Raw genomic sequence first — 19,831 nt, forward strand, 5'->3', positions numbered from 1 at the left:
GAAATCGGGGCGCGTTTAGTTTTTGGGGGTGGAAGAGTTTGAGCAGATCCTGCGGAAGCACATCTTTGCGCCGTGCGGTGCCGCTGGTCTAAAATTCAACTATGACTCAGGTATCCCTTTGCGTTAGCAACGCCGAGGTGCAAACAGAGGAAAACAGAGTTCACGTGATCGGTGCTGAAAGAGCGCGGGGCACGCTTGGTTGTTGAGTTTTTGAAGCGTGGAACACTAGCAGCCCTTGGCGCCTTCATTCCCAGCGCTCAGCCGGCGATCATCCTCGCGATTCTCTTCGCCGCGTACGGCACTGAGGTGCAAACTGCAGTCGGGCTCTCCGCTACCTTCGTCGGCGTAGGACTTGTGTCTTCTGCCGGCTTCGCTATTCACGCAGTCTTCGCATTCACTGGGCGATCGCTTGATGATCGCGAATCGTATCTGCGCGAGGTTTCCGTCGAATTCAGACTGGCTGCGGTCGCTGCTGGGTTAACGCTTCTGGGAGCTGTTGTTGTGGGAGTCGTCGTGTCGCTTTCGCTCGCAGACAGCGGCGAGCTTTTCCGCAATTACTGGTTTGCCTCGCTCACCTCGCTCATTTTGCTCCCTTTTAGTGCAACCCTGAGCGGAATTTTCCAAGCGCAGAATCGCGATGGCGAGAATTTGGTGCTGACTCTTGCGGCGGCAGGAGTGCTGGTTTTCGCAGCAGCCGGACTCGCTTTCACTAATGTGTCGCCGCAGGTATTCGTTGTCGGGCTCGGAATGACATCGTCGGCGGTCAGCGTTGCGAACGTCCTTTATCGAACACGGAGGGTTACTCCTATCTATTCGTTCACGCTCCGTCAGTTGACATTCGGCTGGGTGCTAGATGGTGCGTTCATTCGCTCGGCGTTGAGAGCACTTCCAGGACGGGTTCGTGGGGCGTTGGATGGCGTCATTCTTATGACCGTTTTTTCCGTCGCCGCAACTATTGCCGCGCGCAACTCCGCTGCAGACGGTGCCATCGTGCTTGCTGTCGTCGCGATCCTTCGAATGATCGTGATTCCGCTCAAACAGTATGGGCTCGTTGGCGGCCGACTCATCAGGCAAAGATCGAAGAGTAATGCTGAAAAGAATCGCTTGTTGTGGCGGCTGATTGCGGTGACGAGCGTATGCCTGCTGGTGTGTTCAGTTGTCTTAGTCGGCTTAGGCGCATTTACCCCGTATCTTGGCGCAATCCCCACAGTGGTTATCGCGGCCATGGCATTCCAGCTGTTGCTTGAACCGATAACTGGTTTCGCCCTCGGGGCGCAGAAAGTGTTGGACTCGCCAGGGTTCGGATTGGGCTCTCTGGCGGTGATCAGCGTGGGATTGACCTTGCCAGCATTATTTCTTATCTCCTTTTGGGGAGAAGCAACAGCAGAGGCGGTGTGGTTGACCGTTGTCTCAGCGCGCTTTATCTATTTTCTGGTTCTGCTGGCGCGAGTGGTGCATCCGTACCGTCCGCTTCAGATCTCGGGAACGACTTAGCTCGCGACTCGTCAACAGCCCGCCGAAGGCTAAGACACTCCACACGTTCGACTAAGCGCGCTCCGAGCAATCGGGGCGCGCTTAGTTTGTGGGGGTGGAAGAGTTTGAGCAGGCCCGTAAGGCTCGGCTGCGGGTGCGCGTTGGCGCTGTAATCGTGGTGGTGCTTGTCGCGCTCGGCTGTGCGATTCTCGCGACCGCACTCACGGGCAGCCCTACTGCGGTAGAGATTGCGCGTGGCGAAGTGGGCTCAGGCGACGACGCGTTCGTGGTGGAGTCGCCGGCTCTGTTCGTGCACGTTACGGGGGCGGTGGAGCGCCCGGGGCTCTTCGAATTGGCCGAAGGATCACGCGTAATCGACGCGATCGCTGCCGCTGGAGGCTTCACCGAGGGGGCTAACCCTGATCAGCTCAACCTCGCGCGCGTGCTGAGTGATGGAGAGCAGTTCGCAGTACCTGCCGATGGCGACGAGGCTGCTGCGGCTACGGCATCCGATGGTCGAGTGAATCTGAACACCGCGGATGCCGCAGCCCTCGACACCCTGCCCCGTATCGGGCCGGCGATGGCCGCTCGTATTCTGGCTTGGCGTGAGGCAAATGGGCGCTTCGCGAGCATCGATGACCTGCGCAACGTCGCAGGAATTGGAGATGCCACGTTCGACGGACTTCGCGAATTGGTCACGATATGAGTCTTGACCTGCGGCTGAGTCTGCCCGTTGCAAGTGCCTGGCTTGTCGCGGTTCTCGTCATCGGCGTGCCAACGTGGGCGCCGGCGGTGTCTATTAGCCTGTGGTTTCTTACAGGTGTACTCATTGCGGGTGCGCTTCTTCGGGAGCGACGCCTTCTCGCGAGTGTCGCGCTGGGTTGCGCTCTGGCCGCGCTGTGTTCGACCTCCGTCGCACTCCACGCTAGTGAACGTCAGCCTGCGGTACTAGGCGAACTCGCTGCCGCGCACACAACGGTTACCGCCACTGCGACGACGACCTCCGCAGTTCGAGATGGCGCCGACTTTTTCTCCGCCACCATCACTCTGCTCGACGTTGACGGCGAGAAACTGCAACTCAATTCGCCCGCCCTCATCTTTACCGAGCGCGGCGGGTTTGGTGGTGTTGACGACGAACTCAGCGAGGAGTCAGGTTCTCTCGACTTGGCTATCACCGACGACGAACCGTGGGGGATCGGCGTCACTTTTACGGTGACCGGTACGTTAGCGAGTACCGAGCCCGGTGACGGCCGTGCTGTGTTGCTCTTCGCGACTGCAGCGCCGGAGTGGCAGGCCGATCCCGACTGGCAATTCGACTGGGCTAATCAGCTGAGACGCACGTTTGCAACGGCGACGGCACAGTTGCCGGGTGGTGGCGAGCTTCTGGGCGGGCTCGCGATCGGCGACACGAGCGCGGTGAGTGACGACTTGGATGCCGCGATGAAGACGAGCTCACTGAGCCACCTCACGGCGGTCTCCGGGGCAAACTGCGCGATCGTTGTCGGGCTGATTATGGCTCTTGGCGGCAGGGCTGGAGTTAGCCGGTCGGTAAGAATCGGCCTGTCCATCCTCGTGCTGTTTGCGTTTGTTGTCGTTGTTACCCCCGACCCCAGCGTGCTTCGGGCAGCTCTCATGGCGACCTTTGTTCTGGTCGCTCTGGGGAACGGGCGGCCGATCCGAGGAATGGCGGTGCTGTCACTCGCGACTATCGCACTTCTCGTTTTTGACCCTTGGCTATCGCGTAACTTCGCATTCGTGCTCTCGGTGTTCGCCACGGCAGGCCTCCTTCTCTTTGCCGAGCCGCTCGCGCAGTTTCTCGGGCACTGGATGCCGCGGTGGCTGTCACTCGTGATCGCCGTGCCCCTGGCCGCTCAGCTGGCCTGCCAGCCTGTGCTGCTCCTACTGCAGCCCTCGCTGCCGACGTATGGCGTGATCGCTAACGTACTGGCGGCACCAGCGGCACCGATTGCGACGGTCGTTGGCCTCGCGGCCTGCGTTGCGCTCTCTGTGTTTCCTGTGCTTGGACTAGGGCTGATGTGGGTGGCGTGGCTTCCGTCTGCATGGGTGGCAGCCGTGGCGGTTTTCTTTGCCGAGGCGCCGTGGGCGCGCATCCCGTGGTGGGAAGGGTGGATCGGGGTGCTGACGCTCAGCGTGCTCACGGTTCTGCTCCTCACCGCTCTCGTGGCCAGCGGGCTCTGGCGTACCGCTGCGCTCAGGTCTCTCGCAATCGCCTCCGCGCTCGCATTTGCGGTCGTGGCAGGCTCTGCGGTGAGCGCAGCATTGACCTGGCCGAAGGAGTGGCAATTTGCGCAGTGCGATGTGGGTCAGGGGGATGCGGTTGTTATGCGCAGCGGAGACGAGATTGCTCTTGTCGACACTGGTGCAGACCCGGAGCTCCTTGAGGCCTGCCTCGATCGTCTCTCGATAAGCCGCATCGACCTGCTCGTGTTGACGCACTTCGACCACGATCACGTCGGGGGAACCGGCGCTGTCATTGGCCGCGCGGATGCAGTGCTCGCCGGGCCAGCTGGCTCGCCCAGCGACACGCGTCTGCTTGAGGGGCTCACCGCCGGCGGTGCGCACGTCGTTCCCGTCAGCGCAGGGGATCGTGGCCAGCTCGGCGAACTGCAGTGGCGCATACTCTGGCCGCCCGCCCAACTTTCGGGCATCGATCCCGGAAACGACGCGAGCGTTGTCGTCGAGTTTCTGCCGCGCTCCGACTGCCAGCAGCACTGCCTTAGCTCAGTCTTCTTGGGCGACCTAGGAGAGAGCGCCCAAGCGCGGCTCACCGCAGGGCACACCGTGAGGCAAGTGGATGTCGTCAAAGTGAGCCATCACGGTTCCGGTGACCAATATCCAGCCCTCTATGCCGAACTGCAGGCCACTCTCGGACTCATCGGTGTTGGCGCAGACAACGGTTACGGGCATCCGACCGATTCCGCTCTTGCCATGCTCGAAGACGCGGGTACAGCGATAGCGCGTAGCGACCGTGATGGCCTCGTGCTGGTCTCGCCCACGAACAGGGCTGGCACAGTCTCCGTGTGGTCGGAGAAGGATGTGGGCGCTCGGCATTAGGCTGGGATCGCAGTTCGAATTGAGGAGTCTCGTGGCCGCCAGAACCCCCGCCCGATCGCCGGCGAAGTCCAAAGTCGCGATCCCACAGTTGGCCTGGAACAAGGTGCGTCCAGCGCCCATCGTTCTTGTCAGCGGCACGGAGGGATTTCTCGCCGATCGCGCCATCCGCATGTTGCGCGACACCCTCAAGGTCGAAGACCCCAGCCTCGAAGTCAACGACCTAGAAGCAGATCACTACGGGCCGGGCGAACTCATTAGCCTTGCGAGCCCGTCACTCTTCAGCGAACCGCGGATGATCCGCGTCACGAATGTAGAAAAGTGCACTGACGCGTTCATCACTGAAACGCTGTCCTACCTCGAAGCCCCCGCAGACGACACGTATCTCATCCTTCGGCATGCCGGGGGAGTGCGCGGCAAGAAACTGCTCGACGCCATCCGGGCTGGCAAGGGCGGTGGAATCGAAATCACGTGCCTCGAGATGAAGAAGGATGCCGAAAAGTACGACTTTGCCTCCGCAGAGTTCGCGGCGCAGCGTCGGCGGGTCACCCCAGGGGCGCTGCGAACGCTCGTCTCTGCCTTTTCTGCTGACTTGGCTGAACTTGCGGCAGCCTGCCAGCAGCTACTCGCCGATGATGCTGATGAGATCAACGAAGCTACTGTCGCCCGCTACTACTCGGGTCGAGTCGAAACGAGTGCGTTCAAGGTAGCGGATTCCGCGATCGCCGGTCGATCTGGTGAGGCTCTTGTGCTTTTGCGCCATGCGCTCGCTTCGGGCGCCGACCCGGTGCCAATTGTGGCGGCGTTCGCCTCGAAATTGCGCACTATGGCAAAGCTTTCGGGCGGCTCGATGTCGTCTGGGCAAGCAGCAAAGATGTTCGGCATGGCGCCGTGGCAGGCCGATCGGGCGATGAAAGATCTGCGGGGCTGGAGCGACGCGGGGCTCGGCACCGCCATCGAAGCAATCGCTGACACCGATGCTCAGGTAAAAGGTATGGGGCGCGACCCTGTCTTTGCCCTAGAACGCATGATCTCTGTGGTCGCTGCCCGCGGCAACAGCTAGCTCGTAGCTGCCACAGATGCGGCCGCTGTCCAGCCGCCAACGCGCACAGAATTATCGTGGCGTGGCTACTGAACGCTCTACGACAAAAGCCCCTCACCGCGAACGGTGAGGGGCTTTTGTGTGTTCGACGTTAAATCGAGCGAGGTATTTAGAGCGCTGCGACCTGCTTGGCCATTGCCGACTTGCGGTTGGCTGCCTGGTTCTTGTGAACTACGCCCTTGCCAGCTGCCTTGTCGAGTGACTTGGAAGCGACCTTCAGGTTCGCGAGAGCGGCGTCTTTGTCGCCAGCCTTGATCGCTGCGCGCGTTGCGCGGATAGCGGTCTTGATCTGGCTCTTGACCTGGCGGTTGCGGTCTTGTGCCTTTTTGTTGGTACCGATGCGCTTGATCTGCGACTTAATATTTGCCACGTGTATGTGCTTTCTTGTTTGTGGATCAGAGATGGTGGGCGGCCGTGGAAGAGAATCGACGTTCTGATTCCCGGCCGCGATGCGCATACTGTTCGACGAAGAACCTTATGCATAAGCCAACAGGCAACATTACCAGCGCGGTGGAGCTATGGCAATTGCGGAACGATTGCACGACCCCAGCGCCGTGCAAACTTGTTTGCGCGGTTCCAGTGAAGCTATGCCAATTGCGGAACGATTGCACGACCCCAGCGCCGAACAAACGGGGTTAGTTCGGACTTCTCGGTAAAGCTTCGGCAATTGCGGGACGCCGCTGCGCGATGTCCCCGTTGGCTTCTCCCAGAGTACTGACCTTGAGCGCTTCCCGTTTTATGCCACGCCTAAGTGGTGCAGGTGGGTTGCCGCAGAACATCTGGTCGCCCCACCCAGCATTTCGGGGGTTACCCCGCTACCCGCACCGCTGCAGTTTTTCTACCGTGGAGTCATGACTTCTTCAACCGATTCTTCGTCCACTATCGTTCTCCCCGAATCCGAATCCGAGCGTGATGGCGACACTCGGGACTCCCAGCCGGGTCCGGCGGAACCCCACGCCGCAACATCCGCTGCTCCTGCGAAGTCGAGTGCTCCCACAATGAGCATTCTCGCTCTCAGCTTGGGTATCGCTTCGTTGATTTTTGCCCAGACCGTTGTTGTGCCCTTGGCGGCCGTCATTCTTGGCGTATTTGGACTGCGCGATGAACCAGCAGGCCGCGGTTTCGCTATCTGGGGCATCGTCTTAGCATGCGTCGCAACGTTCGGTTGGGTTTTCATCGTTGTTGCTGGCGCCCTGTTTTCTTTGCCCTTTATCCTTCTGGGCGCTGCTTTTTAGGCGTCTTGGAGTCCAGCCCGCACCGGTAACGGTGCGGGCTTTGGCCTGTCGCAACGGTGGGTGCGCGCAGGATCGTCGGCTTCATGGGAGAATTGGGCGGATGTCTCCTCGCGCCTCTTACACACTTGAGCCTGCTTCGACCGATCCTGCGTTTATCCGCAACTTTTGCATCATTGCGCATATCGATCATGGCAAGTCCACCCTCGCTGACCGCATGCTGTCGGTCACAGGGGTCGTTAGCGACCGCGATATGCGAGCGCAGTACCTCGACCGTATGGATATCGAGCGTGAACGAGGCATCACGATCAAGAGCCAAGCGGTGCGCATGCCCTGGGCGCTCACTGATGAGAACGGTAAGGAGCAGTCCTACGCGCTCAACATGATCGACACACCCGGCCACGTTGACTTCACCTATGAGGTGTCACGTTCCTTGGCGGCGTGCGAGGGCGCAATTCTTTTGGTAGACGCAGCGCAGGGCATTGAGGCCCAGACGCTCGCCAACCTGTATTTAGCGATGGAGAACGATCTCACGATCATTCCCGTGCTGAACAAGATCGACCTGCCCGCTGCCGATCCCGACAAGTATGCCGAAGAAATCGCTGGCCTCATTGGTTGCGATCCGGCCTCTGTACTTCGCGTCTCCGGCAAGACCGGCGTCGGCGTGCCCGAGCTGCTCGATGAGGCAACACGACTCATCCCCGCACCGGTGGGAGACGCGGATGCTCCGGCCCGCGCCATGATTTTCGACTCCGTCTACGACGCCTACCGCGGTGTAATCACGTACGTCCGCATGATCGATGGCAAGCTCTCGCCGCGCGAGAAGGTCATGATGATGTCGACTAAGTCGGCTCACGAGTTGCTCGAAATTGGCGTGAGTGCGCCCGAGCCAACGCCCACTAAGGGCCTTGGTGTTGGAGAGGTGGGTTACCTCATCACTGGCGTGAAAGATGTACGCCTCAGCAAGGTTGGCGACACGGTCACCAACTTCGCGAAGCCATCGAGTGTGCCGCTTCAGGGGTATTCAGAACCGAAGCCGATGGTGTTCTCTGGTCTCTACCCGATCGATGGTTCCGATTATCCGGTGCTGCGTGAAGCTCTCGACAAGCTGAAGCTCTCGGATGCTGCGCTGGTTTACGAACCCGAAACGTCGGTGGCGTTGGGCTTTGGTTTCCGTTGTGGGTTTCTCGGCCTGCTGCACTTGGAGATTGTGCGCGAGCGTCTCGAGCGCGAGTTCAATCTCGATATGATCGCGACGGCTCCGTCGGTTATCTACGAAGTGATGGGCGACGACAAGAAGTTCACGACGGTCACGAACCCGAGCGAGTTCCCTGGCGGCAAGATCGCCAGTGTTTCTGAGCCGATGGTGAAGGCATCCATTCTGACGCCGAAAGACTTCGTCGGAACCGTGATGGAGCTCTGCCAGTCGCGTCGTGGCACCATGCAGGGTATGGAATACGTCGGAACCGACCGCGTTGAGCTGCACTACACAATGCCGCTTGGCGAGATCGTGTTCGACTTTTTCGACCACCTCAAGAGCCGCACTCAGGGCTACGCAAGCCTCGACTACGAGCCCAGTGGTGACCAAGAAGCTGACCTGGTGAAGGTCGACATTCTTCTTCAGGGCGAAGCCGTTGACGCGTTCAGCGCAATCGTGCACCGCGACAAGGCCTACGCCTATGGCGTGCTCATGACGGAGCGCTTGAAGAACCTGATTCCGCGCCAGCAGTTTGAGGTGCCCATTCAGGCCGCGATTGGTGCGCGCATTATTGCTCGCGAGTCGATCCGTGCCATGCGTAAAGATGTTCTTGCTAAGTGCTACGGCGGTGACATCAGCCGCAAGCGTAAACTCCTTGAGAAGCAGAAGGAGGGCAAGAAGCGTATGAAGATGGTCGGTCGCGTTGAAGTTCCTCAGTCTGCCTTCATTGCCGCACTTTCCGGTGAAGTTGAAGCCGGGAAAGAGAAGAAGTAGCCCTATGGATGCCCGCACCTATCCCAATGCTCCCGTCACGTACGGGGCGGTCGGTGCTACGCGCGGCAGCACTTTCACGGTGCTTCCTCCCGCGGGTTTCCGCCGCGTGCAGCGAAGTGCCCGCATTGGGCATGGTGAGCAGCGTTGGGCTTTTGCTCGCGAGCAAATTCTTACCTGGGGTGTGAAGCGTCGCAGCGGTTTCGGTGTCACTTTGTTGCCCCGTGATCCGCATGGCGAACTGCAGGACCTTTCTGCCGATAGCGCTGATCATCCTTTCGTGCGCCCCGGCGACACGATTGTGCTCTCGGTGGGCCGCGGCCGCTACACGGCGCACGAACCAGTGCGCGTTGTGTATGTCGTTGATGACACCACGGTTGCCGGCTTCGCTTACGGAACGCTCGAGGGGCATCCTCTGCGCGGCGAAGAGTCGTTCATGATCGAGCGTCGTGACGACAACTCGGTGTGGATGACGGTGCGTTCGTTCTCGCGGCCGGCATCCTTCAAGTGGATGTTGCTCTCACCTGCTTTGCGAATCTTCCAGTACCTCGTGGTGAGCCGCTACTTGCGCGCTCTCGCTGGAGCAATTCCCGCGAGCCTGCCGGGTGAGCACGGTGGCGCTGCTCCCATCGAGCCTGCAGAGTAGTTCTCGTTGCCTATGCGCACGATTAGCGCGCAACGCTGCCTCGCGCTGTTAGCCGCGCGTCGCTAGCCGGTCGATTGCCTCGAGCACATCGTCGAGGCCGCTCTCAAGGTTCTCGACCACAACGAGCGCACTGGTTTCGCGCAGGTCAGCGACGCTGTAGGCGCCGGTCGCTACCGCAATAAACGGGATCTTCGCCGAATCGGCGGCGAGGCCATCATTCGGGGTGTCGCCGACGATCACGCTGGGCTGGTCTCCGAGCACAGTCGCCACAAGGGACGTGAGGTGGTGGCGGTCGGGTGACCGATCACCGAAGAACGAGTTCTTCCAGTTGAAATCTTCGGCTGCGTAGCCCGCCGCGACGAGCTTGACGCGAGAATGCTGAAGTCCGTTGCCGGTGAGCAGCGCGTTTGTCCAGCGGCGGTCGGTGGCGGCGACAAGGGCGTGTTGCCCTCCGGCAACCGCGGAGCGCACATAGCCGTTGTCGTGCAGCGCTTGAGTGCGGATGTCGAGCTCGGCGAGGACATCCTCGAGCAGAGCGGCAGGATGCCCGTTGAGCACGAGCAGGTCGGTAAGGATCTGTCCTTCGGTTTTGCCGTGGGGATTCGTGATGAGCTTCTGTGGTGGGCCACCAGTGACGCGGGTGAATGCGTCGAGGTACACCGCAGCGCCGTCTGTCGAATTGTGGATGAGCGTTCCGTCGATGTCCCACAGGATGTGCATAGTCACGCATCCATGCTCCCATGTCCGAGGTGAGACAATTGACGTGTGCCCGCTGGTCATAGTGCTGGCACGCTTTCTTCACCGTTTGTTAAGGGGATTAGTTCGTGCCAGGTGCGTTGCCGATTGCTGATCCTGCTCCTCTCGACGGAGCGCTGCCCGCGAGTGTCGCGGTTGACTCTGCGAACCGGGATTGGAGCGTGTACATTCACGTGCCGTTCTGCCGGGTTCGTTGCGGGTACTGCGACTTCAATACCTACACGGGCGAAGAATTGCGCGGGGCAAAGCGCTCTGACTACGCGACCGAAGCGATCGCTGAAATTGAGCAGGCATCCGCGGTTCTCACCCAAGCGGGCGTTGCACCGCGCAAGGCTTCCACAGTCTTCTTCGGCGGCGGTACCCCAACCCTGCTGCCCGTGTCTGATCTGACTCGCATGCTCGCCGCCGCACGCGATACGTGGGGCTTTATGCCGGATGTTGAAGTCACGACAGAGGCAAATCCCGACTCTGTCGACCGCGATTACCTTCTCGCGCTCAAAGAGGCTGGCTTTACTCGAGTGTCGTTCGGCATGCAGTCCGCGGTGCCCCATGTGTTGGCCACGCTAGAACGCACCCACGATCCCGAGCGCGTGCCGTTCGTTGTCGAGTGGGCGCGCGATGTTGGTTTGGATGTCAGCCTCGACCTCATTTATGGAACTCCGGGGGAGTCGCTGGCCGATTGGGAGCGCTCGCTTGACTATGCGATCGCTCAGAATCCCGACCATATTTCTGCCTACGCGCTCATTATCGAGACCGGTACGAAGCTGGCTGCGCAGATCAAGCGTGGGGATGTTGCCCCGGTCAACGATGACCTGCAGGCCGACATGTACGAGTTGGCTGACGCGAAGCTCGCTGCGGCAGGTTATGACTGGTACGAGGTCAGCAACTGGGCCAAGCGCGACGAGAATCCCGAGATCAGTCACGCAAGCCGTCACAACCTCGGTTACTGGTTGGGCAATGACTGGTGGGGTGTTGGCCCCGGAGCCCACAGCCACGTTGGTGGTGTGCGCTGGTGGAATGTGAAGCATCCGGCGGCGTATGCGGATCGTATCGCGGCGGGCCATTCACCTGGCGCGGGGCGCGAAACACTCGCTGACTCGAGCAAATATCTTGAGCACGTGCTGTTGCGGGCGCGCGTTCGCAACGGTTTGACCACGGCGACGCTCGATGCAGACGGCCGTACGGCGGTTGCCGGCCTCATCGCTGATGAACTCGTGGATGCCCGGGCCGCGATCGGCGGAACCATCAATCTCACGCTCAAGGGGCGCCTGCTAGCGGATGCCGTAGTGCGACGTTTGCTAGCAGACGCCCCTGTCTAGAGCGAAACCGTGTGAGGGCGGTACCGTCGAGTTACTTGATGAACTCGATGGTCAGCGGGTACTTGTAGGCCTCGCCCTTGTTGGCGGCGACGGCGGCGATGATGCTGAAGATGATGATCACGATGCCGACACCGATGATCAAGAAGAGGCCGATAAAGATCGTGGTGAGGACGACACCGATCGCGTAAGCAATCGCCATCGTGATCTGGAAGTTAAGTGCGGTGCGAGTGTGGGCCCGCACGAACGGTCCGCGGTCCTTGAGCACGAGGTACCCGATAAGAGCGGGAATGAAGCTGAAGAAGATTCCGCCGACGTGAATCAGCGTCGACCAGAGCTTCTCGTCGCTCGGACTCATTGGTTGGATCGGCGCGTACGGCGAGTTGGTTGGTGGTGTGGAATCAGACATGACCCCATTAAACCCTGAATCTAGTCCGCAAGCCCCCGTTGGGCAAAAGAAAGCCCCGAGAGCCGAAGCTCTCGGGGCGAAACCCGTTCGGACTAGCCGATGTGGGCCATTACTGCGAAGAAGACCCTACTTGATGAGGCGCAGTGCAAAGGGGTAACGGTAGTTCGTGCCGTCCTTCGCCTTGGTGAAGCCGATGATCGAGAAGACTACCGACACGATGAAGACGATCGGGATCAAGATTGCACCGATAAATACAACCGTGAGGATGTTCGAGATGATGTAGGCGATCGCCATCGTGATCTGGAAGTTCAGTGCTTCTTTGGCTTCGGTGTTAGTGAAAGCACCGCGGTCCTTGAAGACCAACCAGATGATTAGCGAGGGAAGGAAGCCGATGATTCCGCCCAAGTGAGCGAATGATGCCCACTGGTTGTCCTCGGTAGCGGTCAGTTGTGCGGCCGGCTGGGGTGCTGCGGGCTGCGGATTTGCGTCAGTCATGTGTTCGTGCCTTTCAGGTGAACGAGGGAACTTCCCGGGTTTCATCAAAGTGCTCGGTGTCACACCTGAGCATTTCCACAAAAAGGTAGCGCTCAAGTACAAAGACACGCTAGCGGTATGACTCGCGCGGTGCAACGGGTGTGTCGCGGTGTGTCGAGTAAGATTGGCAGTCGAACGGATTGAGTGCCAATCAGGAAAGGTGGGTGGTGGCATGGTTTCCGCCCGCGGACTTGACGTACTTCGAGTCATCGTGCAGGACTACGTTGCTACGCGCGAGCCTGTCGGTTCTAAATCGATCGTTGAACGGCATTCTTTTGGAGTGTCCGCAGCGACGATTCGCAACGACATGGTTTTGCTCGAAGACGAAGAACTCATTACGGCGCCGCATACCTCGTCGGGGCGTGTGCCCACCGATAAGGGCTACCGCATGTTTGTCGACCAACTGGCTGACTTGCGACCTCTTACGAGTGCGCAGCGTCAAGCAATCGAGTCGTTCCTCGGCCAAGCCGACGATCTGGATGACGTGCTCGCGCGGTCAGTTCGCCTGCTGTCGCAGCTCACCAACAGTGTCGCACTCGTGCAGTACCCATCGCTGGCAACGGCCAGGGTGCGCCATGTGGAGCTAGTTCCGCTCACGGCGACGCGGATCATGACGGTGTTTATCACCGACGCTGGTCGGGTAGAGCAGCGACTTATTGATCTTCCAGAGGCGCTTGATGATGTGTTCTTGGGCGAGTTGCGGGCGAAACTCAACTCGGCTCTCAACGGGCAGTCATTGCCCGAGGCTGCTGAGCGACTTGCCAGTTTCGTTGAGGTTTTTCCTGTTGAACGTCGGCCTTTTGTCGCTTTAGTGACCTCGAGTTTGGTGGAACAGGTGTTGGCTAACCGTGCCGACAAGCTCGTTTTGGCTGGCACAGCAAATCTTGCACGAACCGAGCAAGACTTTACCGGCAGCATTTTTCCTGTACTTGAGGCAATAGAAGAGCAAGTAACGTTGTTGCGCCTCTTTGGGGAGATGGAAGTAGCAAATGGATCAGTTTCTACTCGCATCGGGCGAGAGAACGCAGAATTTGGATTAGAAGAGACATCGGTCGTCACAGGAGGGTATTCCTCCTCCGGCGGCGGACTTTCGCGGCTGGGAGTGCTTGGCCCAACACGCATGGACTATTCGAACAACATGGCAGCGGTTCGCGCGGTAGCGCGGTACCTGTCACGACTTTTGGAAGACAACTGAGCTCGTAAGGAGCAATCGGAACTTTGGCAGATCACTATGAAGCCCTCGGCGTTGCGCGCGAAGCGACACCGGAAGAAATCAAGAAGGCATACCGCCGGCTCGCTCGCGAGCTGCACCCCGACGTGAATCCGAGCGCGGATGCGTCGGAACGCTTCAAGTCGGTAACTCACGCGTATGACGTGTTGAGCGATCCGCAGCAGCGCCAGCAGTACGACATGGGTGGCAGCGGCGGAGGATTCGGCGGAGCCAACTTCGGATTCGGCGACATTTTCGAAACATTCTTTGGTGGCGGGGGTGGCGGCCAGACCGCTGGTCCTCGTTCGCGTCGTGAGCGTGGCCAGGATGCGCTACTCCGCGTTGAGGTGAGCCTGAAAGACACGATGTTCGGCGTCACGCGCGACATCGAGGTCAACACTGCTGAGCTCTGCGAAACGTGTGAGGGCAGCTGCACGGCACCCGGAACCTCGCCAATTCGTTGTGATATTTGTCAGGGCAGCGGCCAGATCCAGCGTCAGGTGCGCAGCCTTCTCGGCAACGTCATGACGTCAAGCCCGTGTGGCACGTGCCGCGGCTACGGAAACATCATTGTGAACCCGTGCGCGACGTGTGCAGGCCAGGGCCGCGTTCGGGCTCAGCGCACGATCTCAGTCGATATTCCCGCCGGAGTTGAGACGGGTCTGCGTTTGCAGATGCCTGGTCAAGGCGAAGTTGGCCCCGCTGGCGGACCGCACGGTGACTTGTTCTTGGAGATCAAGGTTCGCCATCACGATGTTTTCAGCCGCTCTGACGACGACTTGCTCGCGACCGTTGAGGTGCAGATGATCGATGCGATCATGGGCACCACAGTCATGCTTGACGGACTTGACGGTGAGGTTGAGGTGCAGATCAAGCCGGGAACGCAGAGCGGCGAAGTTCTTACCGTCAGGGATCGTGGAATCACGGCCCTTCGCGGTGGTGGCCGTGGTGACTTGCGACTGGGCATCCAGGTGGTCACTCCGACTAAGCTCAGCGGCGCCGAGCAGACCTTGTTCAAGCAGCTGGCTGCCGTACGCAAGAGCAAGCAACCGCACTTTGCTGAGTTCCAGCAGGGCTTGTTTGCAAAGCTCCGCGACCGGTTCCTCTAGGCCGCCGTGGCTCACCTCTATATCGATGAGGAGCTCGGTGACGCGAGTGTCGGCGATGCCGTTTCGCTCGGCAACGCCGAAGCGCGCCATGCAGTTACCGTTTCACGGTTGAAAGTTGGCGAAGTCATTGCCATCAGCAACGGTGCGGGTCTTGTGGTCTCGGGGCCGGTTGTCACGGCAGAACACACGCAACTCACGATTGAGGTTGCCGAAGTGCAGCAGTCGCCCCGGCGTACCCCCGCGGTATTCCTCGCCCAGGCTCTTGCTAAGGCCGACCGTGATGAGCTCGCGGTGCAAGTGGCCACTGAGCTCGGCGTCGATGGCGTGATTCCGTGGTCGGCCGCACGCAGTATTTCGCGGTGGCAGGGCCCCAAAGTTGCCAAGGGGCGCGACCGCTGGGCAGCAATTGTGCGCGAAGCGAGTAAGCAGTCGTTGCGCACGTGGCTTCCTGACGTGCTCGATCTTGTGACGACAAAGCAATTGGCGGCATTTGCGTCAACGACGCGGATGCTCGTGCTCGAGCCCACAGCCACGGAGACGCTCGCCGACCTTGAGGTTGACGACCGTGACATCGTTTTGGTCGTGGGGCCGGAGGGCGGTGTCGCGGATCACGAGCTAGCGCTCCTGACAGCGGCCGGTGCATCCACGATTCGGCTGGGCAGTGAAGTGTTGCGTACCTCAACAGCGGGCCCTGCAGCGTTGGCGGCTTTGAACGTCAAGCTTGGCCGTTGGAGCTAGAGGTTTAGGCTAGAGACATGTCTGATTCCCCCTCGATCTTCACGAAGATCATTGCTCGCGAAATTCCCGCCGATATTGTCTTCGAGTCAGATTCGGTGATCGCATTTCGCGACATCGCCCCGAAGGCGCCCGTGCACCTGCTCATTGTGCCGAAGACTGAAGAGTTCGCCAATGTGACAGAACTTGCTGCTGGCAACCCTGCACTCTTGGCCGACATCGTCGCGGTGGCGCAGAAGCTTGCCGACGATTACGCAGGCGGACAGTACAGACTGATTTTCAATACCGGCGAAAACGCTGGTCAAACTGTTTTCCATGTGCACGCTCATGTGCTCGGTGGAAACCTCGAGGAAGGCACCCTTGGTCACTAGTGACTCTGAGTCCGAACGTTCCACAGAGCGCGTCAGCGTTTCGATCGAAGTAGATGGTGTCGCCATGGTGCGACTGCTTGGTCCCCAAGACCGCCTGCTGCGTGTGGTGGAGAGCAAATTCTCCGACGTTGAAATGCATGTCCGCGGCAACGAAATCACTCTGAGTGGTCCACCGGCATCGGTAGAATCTGCTCAAGAACTCGTCGATGAATTGGTCACGATGGTGCGCGGTGGACACGACTTGGGCGAGATCGAGGTTGACTCCTCGGCGCGCATCTTGCGAAAGAACCAGGGCAGCCCGAAAACGCTCCTCGGGCAAACAATTCTCACGGCACGCGGCAAAGCGATTCGACCGAAAACACTCGGTCAGTCGCAGTATGTCGACGCGATGGACAACAATACGATCGTGTTTGGAATTGGCCCCGCCGGCACCGGTAAAACGTACTTGGCGATGGCCAAGGCCGTGCAGGCGTTGCAGCGCAAAGAAGTTGACCGCATCATCCTGAGCCGACCTGCCATTGAGGCGGGGGAGCGTTTGGGATTCTTGCCCGGTTCTTTGACCGACAAGATCGACCCGTATCTGCGTCCGCTCTACGACGCGCTCAACGACATGATGGATCCGGAACTTGTGCCTAAGTTGCTGGCGGCCGGCACCGTTGAGGTTGCCCCGCTCGCTTATATGCGCGGTCGTACCCTTAACAACTCGTTTGTCGTTCTTGATGAAGCTCAGAACACCACGCCAGAACAAATGAAGATGTTCCTCACGCGCCTCGGCTTCGATTCCCAGATGGTGATCACTGGCGACATCACTCAGGTCGACCTGCCCGAGGGCGCAAGTGGGCTTAAACTCGTCTCGAACGTGCTTCGAGACATCGACGATATTCACTTCGCTGAGCTGACGAGTGCCGATGTTGTTCGTCACAGCCTCGTCGGTCAAATTGTGGATGCCTATACAACCTATGACGCTGAAAAGCAGCGTGACGAATACAACCGCAAAAATCGGTCGCCGAAACGCAGCCGCAACCACGAGGGACGCTAGCGTGTCGATTGAAATCAACAACGAGTCGGGCGTCGACGTCGACGAGCACGCCTTCCAGCGCCTCTGCACTTTTGCCCTCGACCAGCTTCACGTGCACCCGGATGCCGAGCTCGGCATAGTCTTCGTCGACGAGGCCGCCATGGAACAGCTTCACGTGCAGTGGATGGACGAGCCGGGCCCCACCGACGTCTTGAGCTTCCCCATGGACGAACTGCGCCCCGGCACGGAAGACCGACAGACGCCTGCTGGATTACTCGGCGATATCGTCGTGTGCCCGCAAGTTGCGCTCTCCCAAGCCGAAACTGCCGGCCATTCGCCGCTGGACGAAATGCTTCTGCTGACGGCTCACGGTCTGCTTCACTTGCTCGGCTTCGATCACGCCGAGCCAGAAGAAGAAAAAGAAATGTTTGGCCTTCAGCGCGAAATCCTGGCGGGCTTTGCCCTGGCCGACCGAAATAAGTAGCCGGTCATGGTGATCGGCATATTCATCACCGCCGCGGTCCTGCTGGTGTCGCTCGGTGGTTTGCTCGCGGCCGCAGACGCGGCACTCGGTGTCATGAGCCGCACCGACCTCGTCGAACTTGCGGCTCGCAGTCGTGCCAAAAAGTCAATCACGGCGATTTCGCTCGACACCGGCGCGCACATCAACGCGCTCAACTTCATGCGCATTGTGGTGGAAACCACTGCAGCAGTATTGGTGACTCTCGTGTTTGCCTCTGCCTTCGAGCAGTGGTGGCTCGTGCTGCTGCTGAGCGCGCTCATTATGACCGGGGCATCGTTCGTGCTCGTCGGTTCCAGCCCCCGCAGTGTTGGACGCGCGCACTCTCGCAAGGTGATGCAGGTCTCAGCGACGCTGGTGCGCAGCATCCGCGTGATTCTTGGTCCGATTGCGGATGCGCTGGTGGCGCTCGGTAACCGAGTGACTCCTGGTCGGCCGCGTACGGCAACATTCTCGAGCGAAGAACAACTGCTCAGCATGGTGGATGAAGCCGCTGAACACGAAGTTCTTGATCAAGACGATCGTGACCTTATCCACTCAATCTTTGAGTTCAACAGCACTGTGGTGCGTGAGGTAATGATTCCACGCACCGACATGGTCACCGTTGAGGCGGAGGTCACGGCCAGCGCCGCCATGGGTCTCTTCTTGAGTCGTGGTGTATCTCGCGTGCCAGTCATTGGCGAAGACATCGACCAAGTGATGGGCGTGCTGTACCTGCGCGACGTTGCCCGAGTGGTCTACGAACAGCCGGCAGAAGCCGACAAGATGACGACTCAAGAGCTCGCACGACCAGCCCTCTTCGTGCCAGAGTCGCAGCGTGCTGATAGCTTGTTGCGGCAGATGCAGCTCGAATCGAACCACTTGGCCATGGTCGTCGATGAGTATGGTGGAATCGCGGGGTTAGTCTCGTTGGAAGACCTCATCGAAGAACTTGTTGGTGACATCTCTGACGAGTACGACCGTGAAGTTGCCGAGTTCGAAGAGTTGGCTGACGGAACGTTCCGCGTGAGCGCGCGACTACCGATCGACGAGCTGGGTGACCTGTTCGGCCTCGAACTCGACGATGACGAAGTTGACTCGGTTGGTGGACTCATCATGAAAACGCTGGGGCGACTGCCGGAGAGCGGTGCTGTTGCGCACTACTCCGGGCTCGTGCTCACCGCAGAACGTACCGAGGGGCGTCGCAAACGCATCAGCACAGTGCTGGTATCGCGAGACCCTTGGCTTGATAATCAGCAAGACCCACGCTCGAATGAACGAGAGAACGGTGAATCACAGTGACCGACGCCAGTGAATTCAGAGCAGGATTCGTGACCTTTGTAGGTCGACCCAACGTGGGAAAATCCACACTGACGAACGCGCTCGTGGGGGAGAAGGTGGCAATTACGTCATCGAAGCCGCAGACCACCCGCCGCGCCATCCGCGGGATCGTGCATCGTGAAGACGGCCAGCTCATCATCGTGGACACCCCCGGTATGCACCGTCCGCGCACGCTGCTCGGCGAGCGACTCAACTCAATCGTGCAAGACACTCTCGGCGAAGTTGACGTTATTGGCCTGTGCATTCCGGCCAACGAAAAGATCGGTCCGGGCGACCGCTACATCAACGAGCAGTTGGATTCCTTCCCTCGCGCCAAGAAGGTCGCGATCGTCACCAAGATCGATGCGTCATCGCGTCCCGGTGTCGCCGAGCAGCTGAAGGCCGTGGCGGAACTGCGCGACTGGGACGAGATCATTCCAATCTCGTCGTTCGACAGCATCCAGCTCGACATTCTCTCGACCGAGCTCGTGAAGCTCATGCCGGTCTCCAACGCTCTCTACCCGGATGATGCTGTCACCGACGAGTCGACGGAATCCCGAGTCGCGGAGCTCATCCGCGAAGCCGCGCTTGAGGGCGTTATGGATGAACTGCCGCACTCGATTGCCGTCACTATTGACGACATGATCGAGCGCGACGACAAAGACCTTCTCGAAGTCTTCGCCAACATTTTCGTCGAGCGCGATAGTCAAAAGGGCATCATTATCGGCAAGGGTGGCGAGCGCCTTCAGGATGTTGGGGCACGCGCTCGTGCGGAGATCGAGAAGCTCGTCGGCAAGCAGATCTTCCTCTCGCTGCGAGTCAAGGTTGCCAAAGAGTGGCAGCGTGACTCGAAGCAGCTAGGGCGCCTCGGCTTCTAAGTCGCGGTTCTGTAACCAATCACTCGTAGCGGCGTGGGCAGTGCTAGTCTGAAAATGTGTTGTTCGGTCTGCTCCTCCTTAGCTGCCGCGACGAGTCCTAATAAGGCCTCCCTCGTCGCGGTGTTTGTCATTGGCTGACCAGATCCGTAACGAGTGGCCCACAAGGCTTTGAGAACAGCAGG

At 59.7% G+C, this 19,831-nt stretch carries 20 protein-coding genes; 16 read left to right on the forward strand and 4 right to left on the reverse strand.

All coding sequences use genetic code 11. The features are described 5' to 3' along the window. Positions 1-171: 171 nt before the first annotated feature. From I6E60_RS07380 to holA, 4 genes are all read left to right on the forward strand, one after another. The gene (locus I6E60_RS07380) at positions 172-1,494 is read left to right on the forward strand and encodes a hypothetical protein (RefSeq protein ID WP_197179527.1); all 1,323 of its coding nucleotides are present in this window, start codon (positions 172-174) and stop codon (positions 1,492-1,494) included. A gap of 94 nt (positions 1,495-1,588) precedes the next feature. After that, a complete protein-coding gene (locus I6E60_RS07385; RefSeq protein WP_307841794.1) occupies positions 1,589-2,179 on the forward strand; it encodes a ComEA family DNA-binding protein in 591 nt (196 codons plus the stop codon). After that, a complete protein-coding gene (locus I6E60_RS07390; RefSeq protein ID WP_197179529.1) occupies positions 2,176-4,548 on the forward strand; it encodes a ComEC/Rec2 family competence protein in 2,373 nt (790 codons plus the stop codon). Before I6E60_RS07385 ends, I6E60_RS07390 begins: the two co-directional genes overlap by 4 nt. 31 nt (positions 4,549-4,579) lie before the next feature. Continuing rightward, complete coding sequence (gene holA / locus I6E60_RS07395; RefSeq protein ID WP_197179531.1) at positions 4,580-5,608, forward strand: DNA polymerase III subunit delta; 1,029 nt, start codon at positions 4,580-4,582, stop codon at positions 5,606-5,608. 148 nt (positions 5,609-5,756) lie between these two features. On the opposite strand, the gene rpsT is transcribed toward holA, so the two are convergent. Further along, on the reverse strand, positions 5,757-6,017 hold the full coding sequence (gene rpsT / locus I6E60_RS07400; RefSeq protein ID WP_197124355.1) for a 30S ribosomal protein S20: 261 nt from the start codon (positions 6,015-6,017) through the stop codon (positions 5,757-5,759). A gap of 481 nt (positions 6,018-6,498) precedes the next feature. Between rpsT and I6E60_RS07405 the strand changes: the two genes are divergently transcribed. The 3 genes from I6E60_RS07405 (at position 6,499) to I6E60_RS07415 (ending at position 9,494) form a co-directional block, all read left to right on the forward strand. Further along, a complete protein-coding gene (locus tag I6E60_RS07405; protein WP_197179533.1) occupies positions 6,499-6,882 on the forward strand; it encodes a DUF4190 domain-containing protein in 384 nt (127 codons plus the stop codon). Positions 6,883-6,982: 100 nt separating this feature from the next. Next, positions 6,983-8,851, forward strand: a complete 1,869-nt coding sequence (gene lepA / locus I6E60_RS07410; protein ID WP_197124359.1) for a translation elongation factor 4 — start codon at positions 6,983-6,985, stop codon at positions 8,849-8,851. Between the two features lie 4 nt (positions 8,852-8,855). Beyond that, positions 8,856-9,494 (forward strand): DUF1990 family protein, encoded by a 639-nt coding sequence (locus tag I6E60_RS07415; protein WP_197124361.1) that lies wholly within the window; start codon positions 8,856-8,858, stop codon positions 9,492-9,494. A 48-nt stretch (positions 9,495-9,542) separates the two neighbouring features. On the opposite strand, the gene I6E60_RS07420 is transcribed toward I6E60_RS07415, so the two are convergent. Beyond that, positions 9,543-10,214 carry an HAD family hydrolase gene (locus I6E60_RS07420; RefSeq protein WP_231601398.1) on the reverse strand — a complete coding sequence of 224 codons (672 nt, stop codon included), beginning with the start codon at positions 10,212-10,214 and terminating at the stop codon, positions 9,543-9,545. Positions 10,215-10,318: 104 nt separating this feature from the next. Here I6E60_RS07420 and hemW point away from each other — a divergent pair, with 104 nt between their 5' ends. After that, entirely contained in the window at positions 10,319-11,569 is a 1,251-nt protein-coding gene (gene hemW / locus I6E60_RS07425) for a radical SAM family heme chaperone HemW (RefSeq protein ID WP_197179537.1), read from the forward strand. 31 nt (positions 11,570-11,600) lie between these two features. Here the strand turns inward: hemW and I6E60_RS07430 are convergent, their stop codons facing one another. Beyond that, positions 11,601-11,975, reverse strand: coding sequence for a DUF4870 domain-containing protein (locus I6E60_RS07430; protein WP_231601157.1), 375 nt, complete (start codon positions 11,973-11,975; stop codon positions 11,601-11,603). Between the two features lie 126 nt (positions 11,976-12,101). Continuing rightward, positions 12,102-12,470, reverse strand: coding sequence for a DUF4870 domain-containing protein (locus I6E60_RS07435; protein WP_197124367.1), 369 nt, complete (start codon positions 12,468-12,470; stop codon positions 12,102-12,104). Between the two features lie 211 nt (positions 12,471-12,681). On the opposite strand from I6E60_RS07435, the gene hrcA reads away from it, so the two are divergent. The 8 genes from hrcA to era are packed head-to-tail and all read left to right on the forward strand — an operon-like array spanning position 12,682 to position 19,649. Beyond that, positions 12,682-13,704 (forward strand): heat-inducible transcriptional repressor HrcA, encoded by a 1,023-nt coding sequence (gene hrcA, locus I6E60_RS07440; RefSeq protein WP_197124369.1) that lies wholly within the window; start codon positions 12,682-12,684, stop codon positions 13,702-13,704. 23 nt (positions 13,705-13,727) lie between these two features. Continuing rightward, positions 13,728-14,828: a molecular chaperone DnaJ gene (gene dnaJ / locus I6E60_RS07445; RefSeq protein WP_197124371.1), complete on the forward strand. Its 1,101-nt coding sequence runs from the start codon at positions 13,728-13,730 to the stop codon at positions 14,826-14,828. 6 nt (positions 14,829-14,834) lie between these two features. Beyond that, a complete protein-coding gene (locus I6E60_RS07450; protein ID WP_197124373.1) occupies positions 14,835-15,566 on the forward strand; it encodes a 16S rRNA (uracil(1498)-N(3))-methyltransferase in 732 nt (243 codons plus the stop codon). A gap of 17 nt (positions 15,567-15,583) precedes the next feature. After that, positions 15,584-15,934 (forward strand): histidine triad nucleotide-binding protein, encoded by a 351-nt coding sequence (locus tag I6E60_RS07455; RefSeq protein ID WP_197124375.1) that lies wholly within the window; start codon positions 15,584-15,586, stop codon positions 15,932-15,934. Next, a complete protein-coding gene (locus tag I6E60_RS07460; RefSeq protein WP_197124377.1) occupies positions 15,924-16,973 on the forward strand; it encodes a PhoH family protein in 1,050 nt (349 codons plus the stop codon). The genes I6E60_RS07455 and I6E60_RS07460 overlap by 11 nt, the downstream gene beginning before the upstream one ends. Position 16,974: 1 nt before the next feature. Further along, positions 16,975-17,436, forward strand: coding sequence for an rRNA maturation RNase YbeY (ybeY, locus tag I6E60_RS07465; RefSeq protein WP_197124379.1), 462 nt, complete (start codon positions 16,975-16,977; stop codon positions 17,434-17,436). Between the two features lie 6 nt (positions 17,437-17,442). Beyond that, positions 17,443-18,753: a hemolysin family protein gene (locus tag I6E60_RS07470; protein WP_197179540.1), complete on the forward strand. Its 1,311-nt coding sequence runs from the start codon at positions 17,443-17,445 to the stop codon at positions 18,751-18,753. Then, complete coding sequence (gene era, locus I6E60_RS07475; RefSeq protein ID WP_197105828.1) at positions 18,750-19,649, forward strand: GTPase Era; 900 nt, start codon at positions 18,750-18,752, stop codon at positions 19,647-19,649. The genes I6E60_RS07470 and era overlap by 4 nt, the downstream gene beginning before the upstream one ends. Positions 19,650-19,831 lie beyond the last annotated feature (182 nt).

Origin of the sequence: Salinibacterium sp. SWN167 (assembly GCF_015864665.1) — a bacterium.
Lineage (GTDB): Bacteria > Actinomycetota > Actinomycetes > Actinomycetales > Microbacteriaceae > Rhodoglobus.

Coding starts and splice junctions, on each gene's coding strand:
- lepA (WP_197124359.1), top strand. CDS start 6,983: ATGTCTCCTCGCGCCTCTTACACACTTGAGCCTGCTTCGACCGATCCT.
- I6E60_RS07390 (WP_197179529.1), top strand. CDS start 2,176: ATGAGTCTTGACCTGCGGCTGAGTCTGCCCGTTGCAAGTGCCTGGCTT.
- I6E60_RS07405 (WP_197179533.1), top strand. CDS start 6,499: ATGACTTCTTCAACCGATTCTTCGTCCACTATCGTTCTCCCCGAATCC.
- I6E60_RS07430 (WP_231601157.1), bottom strand. CDS start 11,975: ATGTCTGATTCCACACCACCAACCAACTCGCCGTACGCGCCGATCCAA.
- I6E60_RS07415 (WP_197124361.1), top strand. CDS start 8,856: ATGGATGCCCGCACCTATCCCAATGCTCCCGTCACGTACGGGGCGGTC.
- I6E60_RS07470 (WP_197179540.1), top strand. CDS start 17,443: ATGGTGATCGGCATATTCATCACCGCCGCGGTCCTGCTGGTGTCGCTC.
- I6E60_RS07435 (WP_197124367.1), bottom strand. CDS start 12,470: ATGACTGACGCAAATCCGCAGCCCGCAGCACCCCAGCCGGCCGCACAA.
- I6E60_RS07455 (WP_197124375.1), top strand. CDS start 15,584: ATGTCTGATTCCCCCTCGATCTTCACGAAGATCATTGCTCGCGAAATT.
- hrcA (WP_197124369.1), top strand. CDS start 12,682: ATGGTTTCCGCCCGCGGACTTGACGTACTTCGAGTCATCGTGCAGGAC.
- I6E60_RS07420 (WP_231601398.1), bottom strand. CDS start 10,214: ATGCACATCCTGTGGGACATCGACGGAACGCTCATCCACAATTCGACA.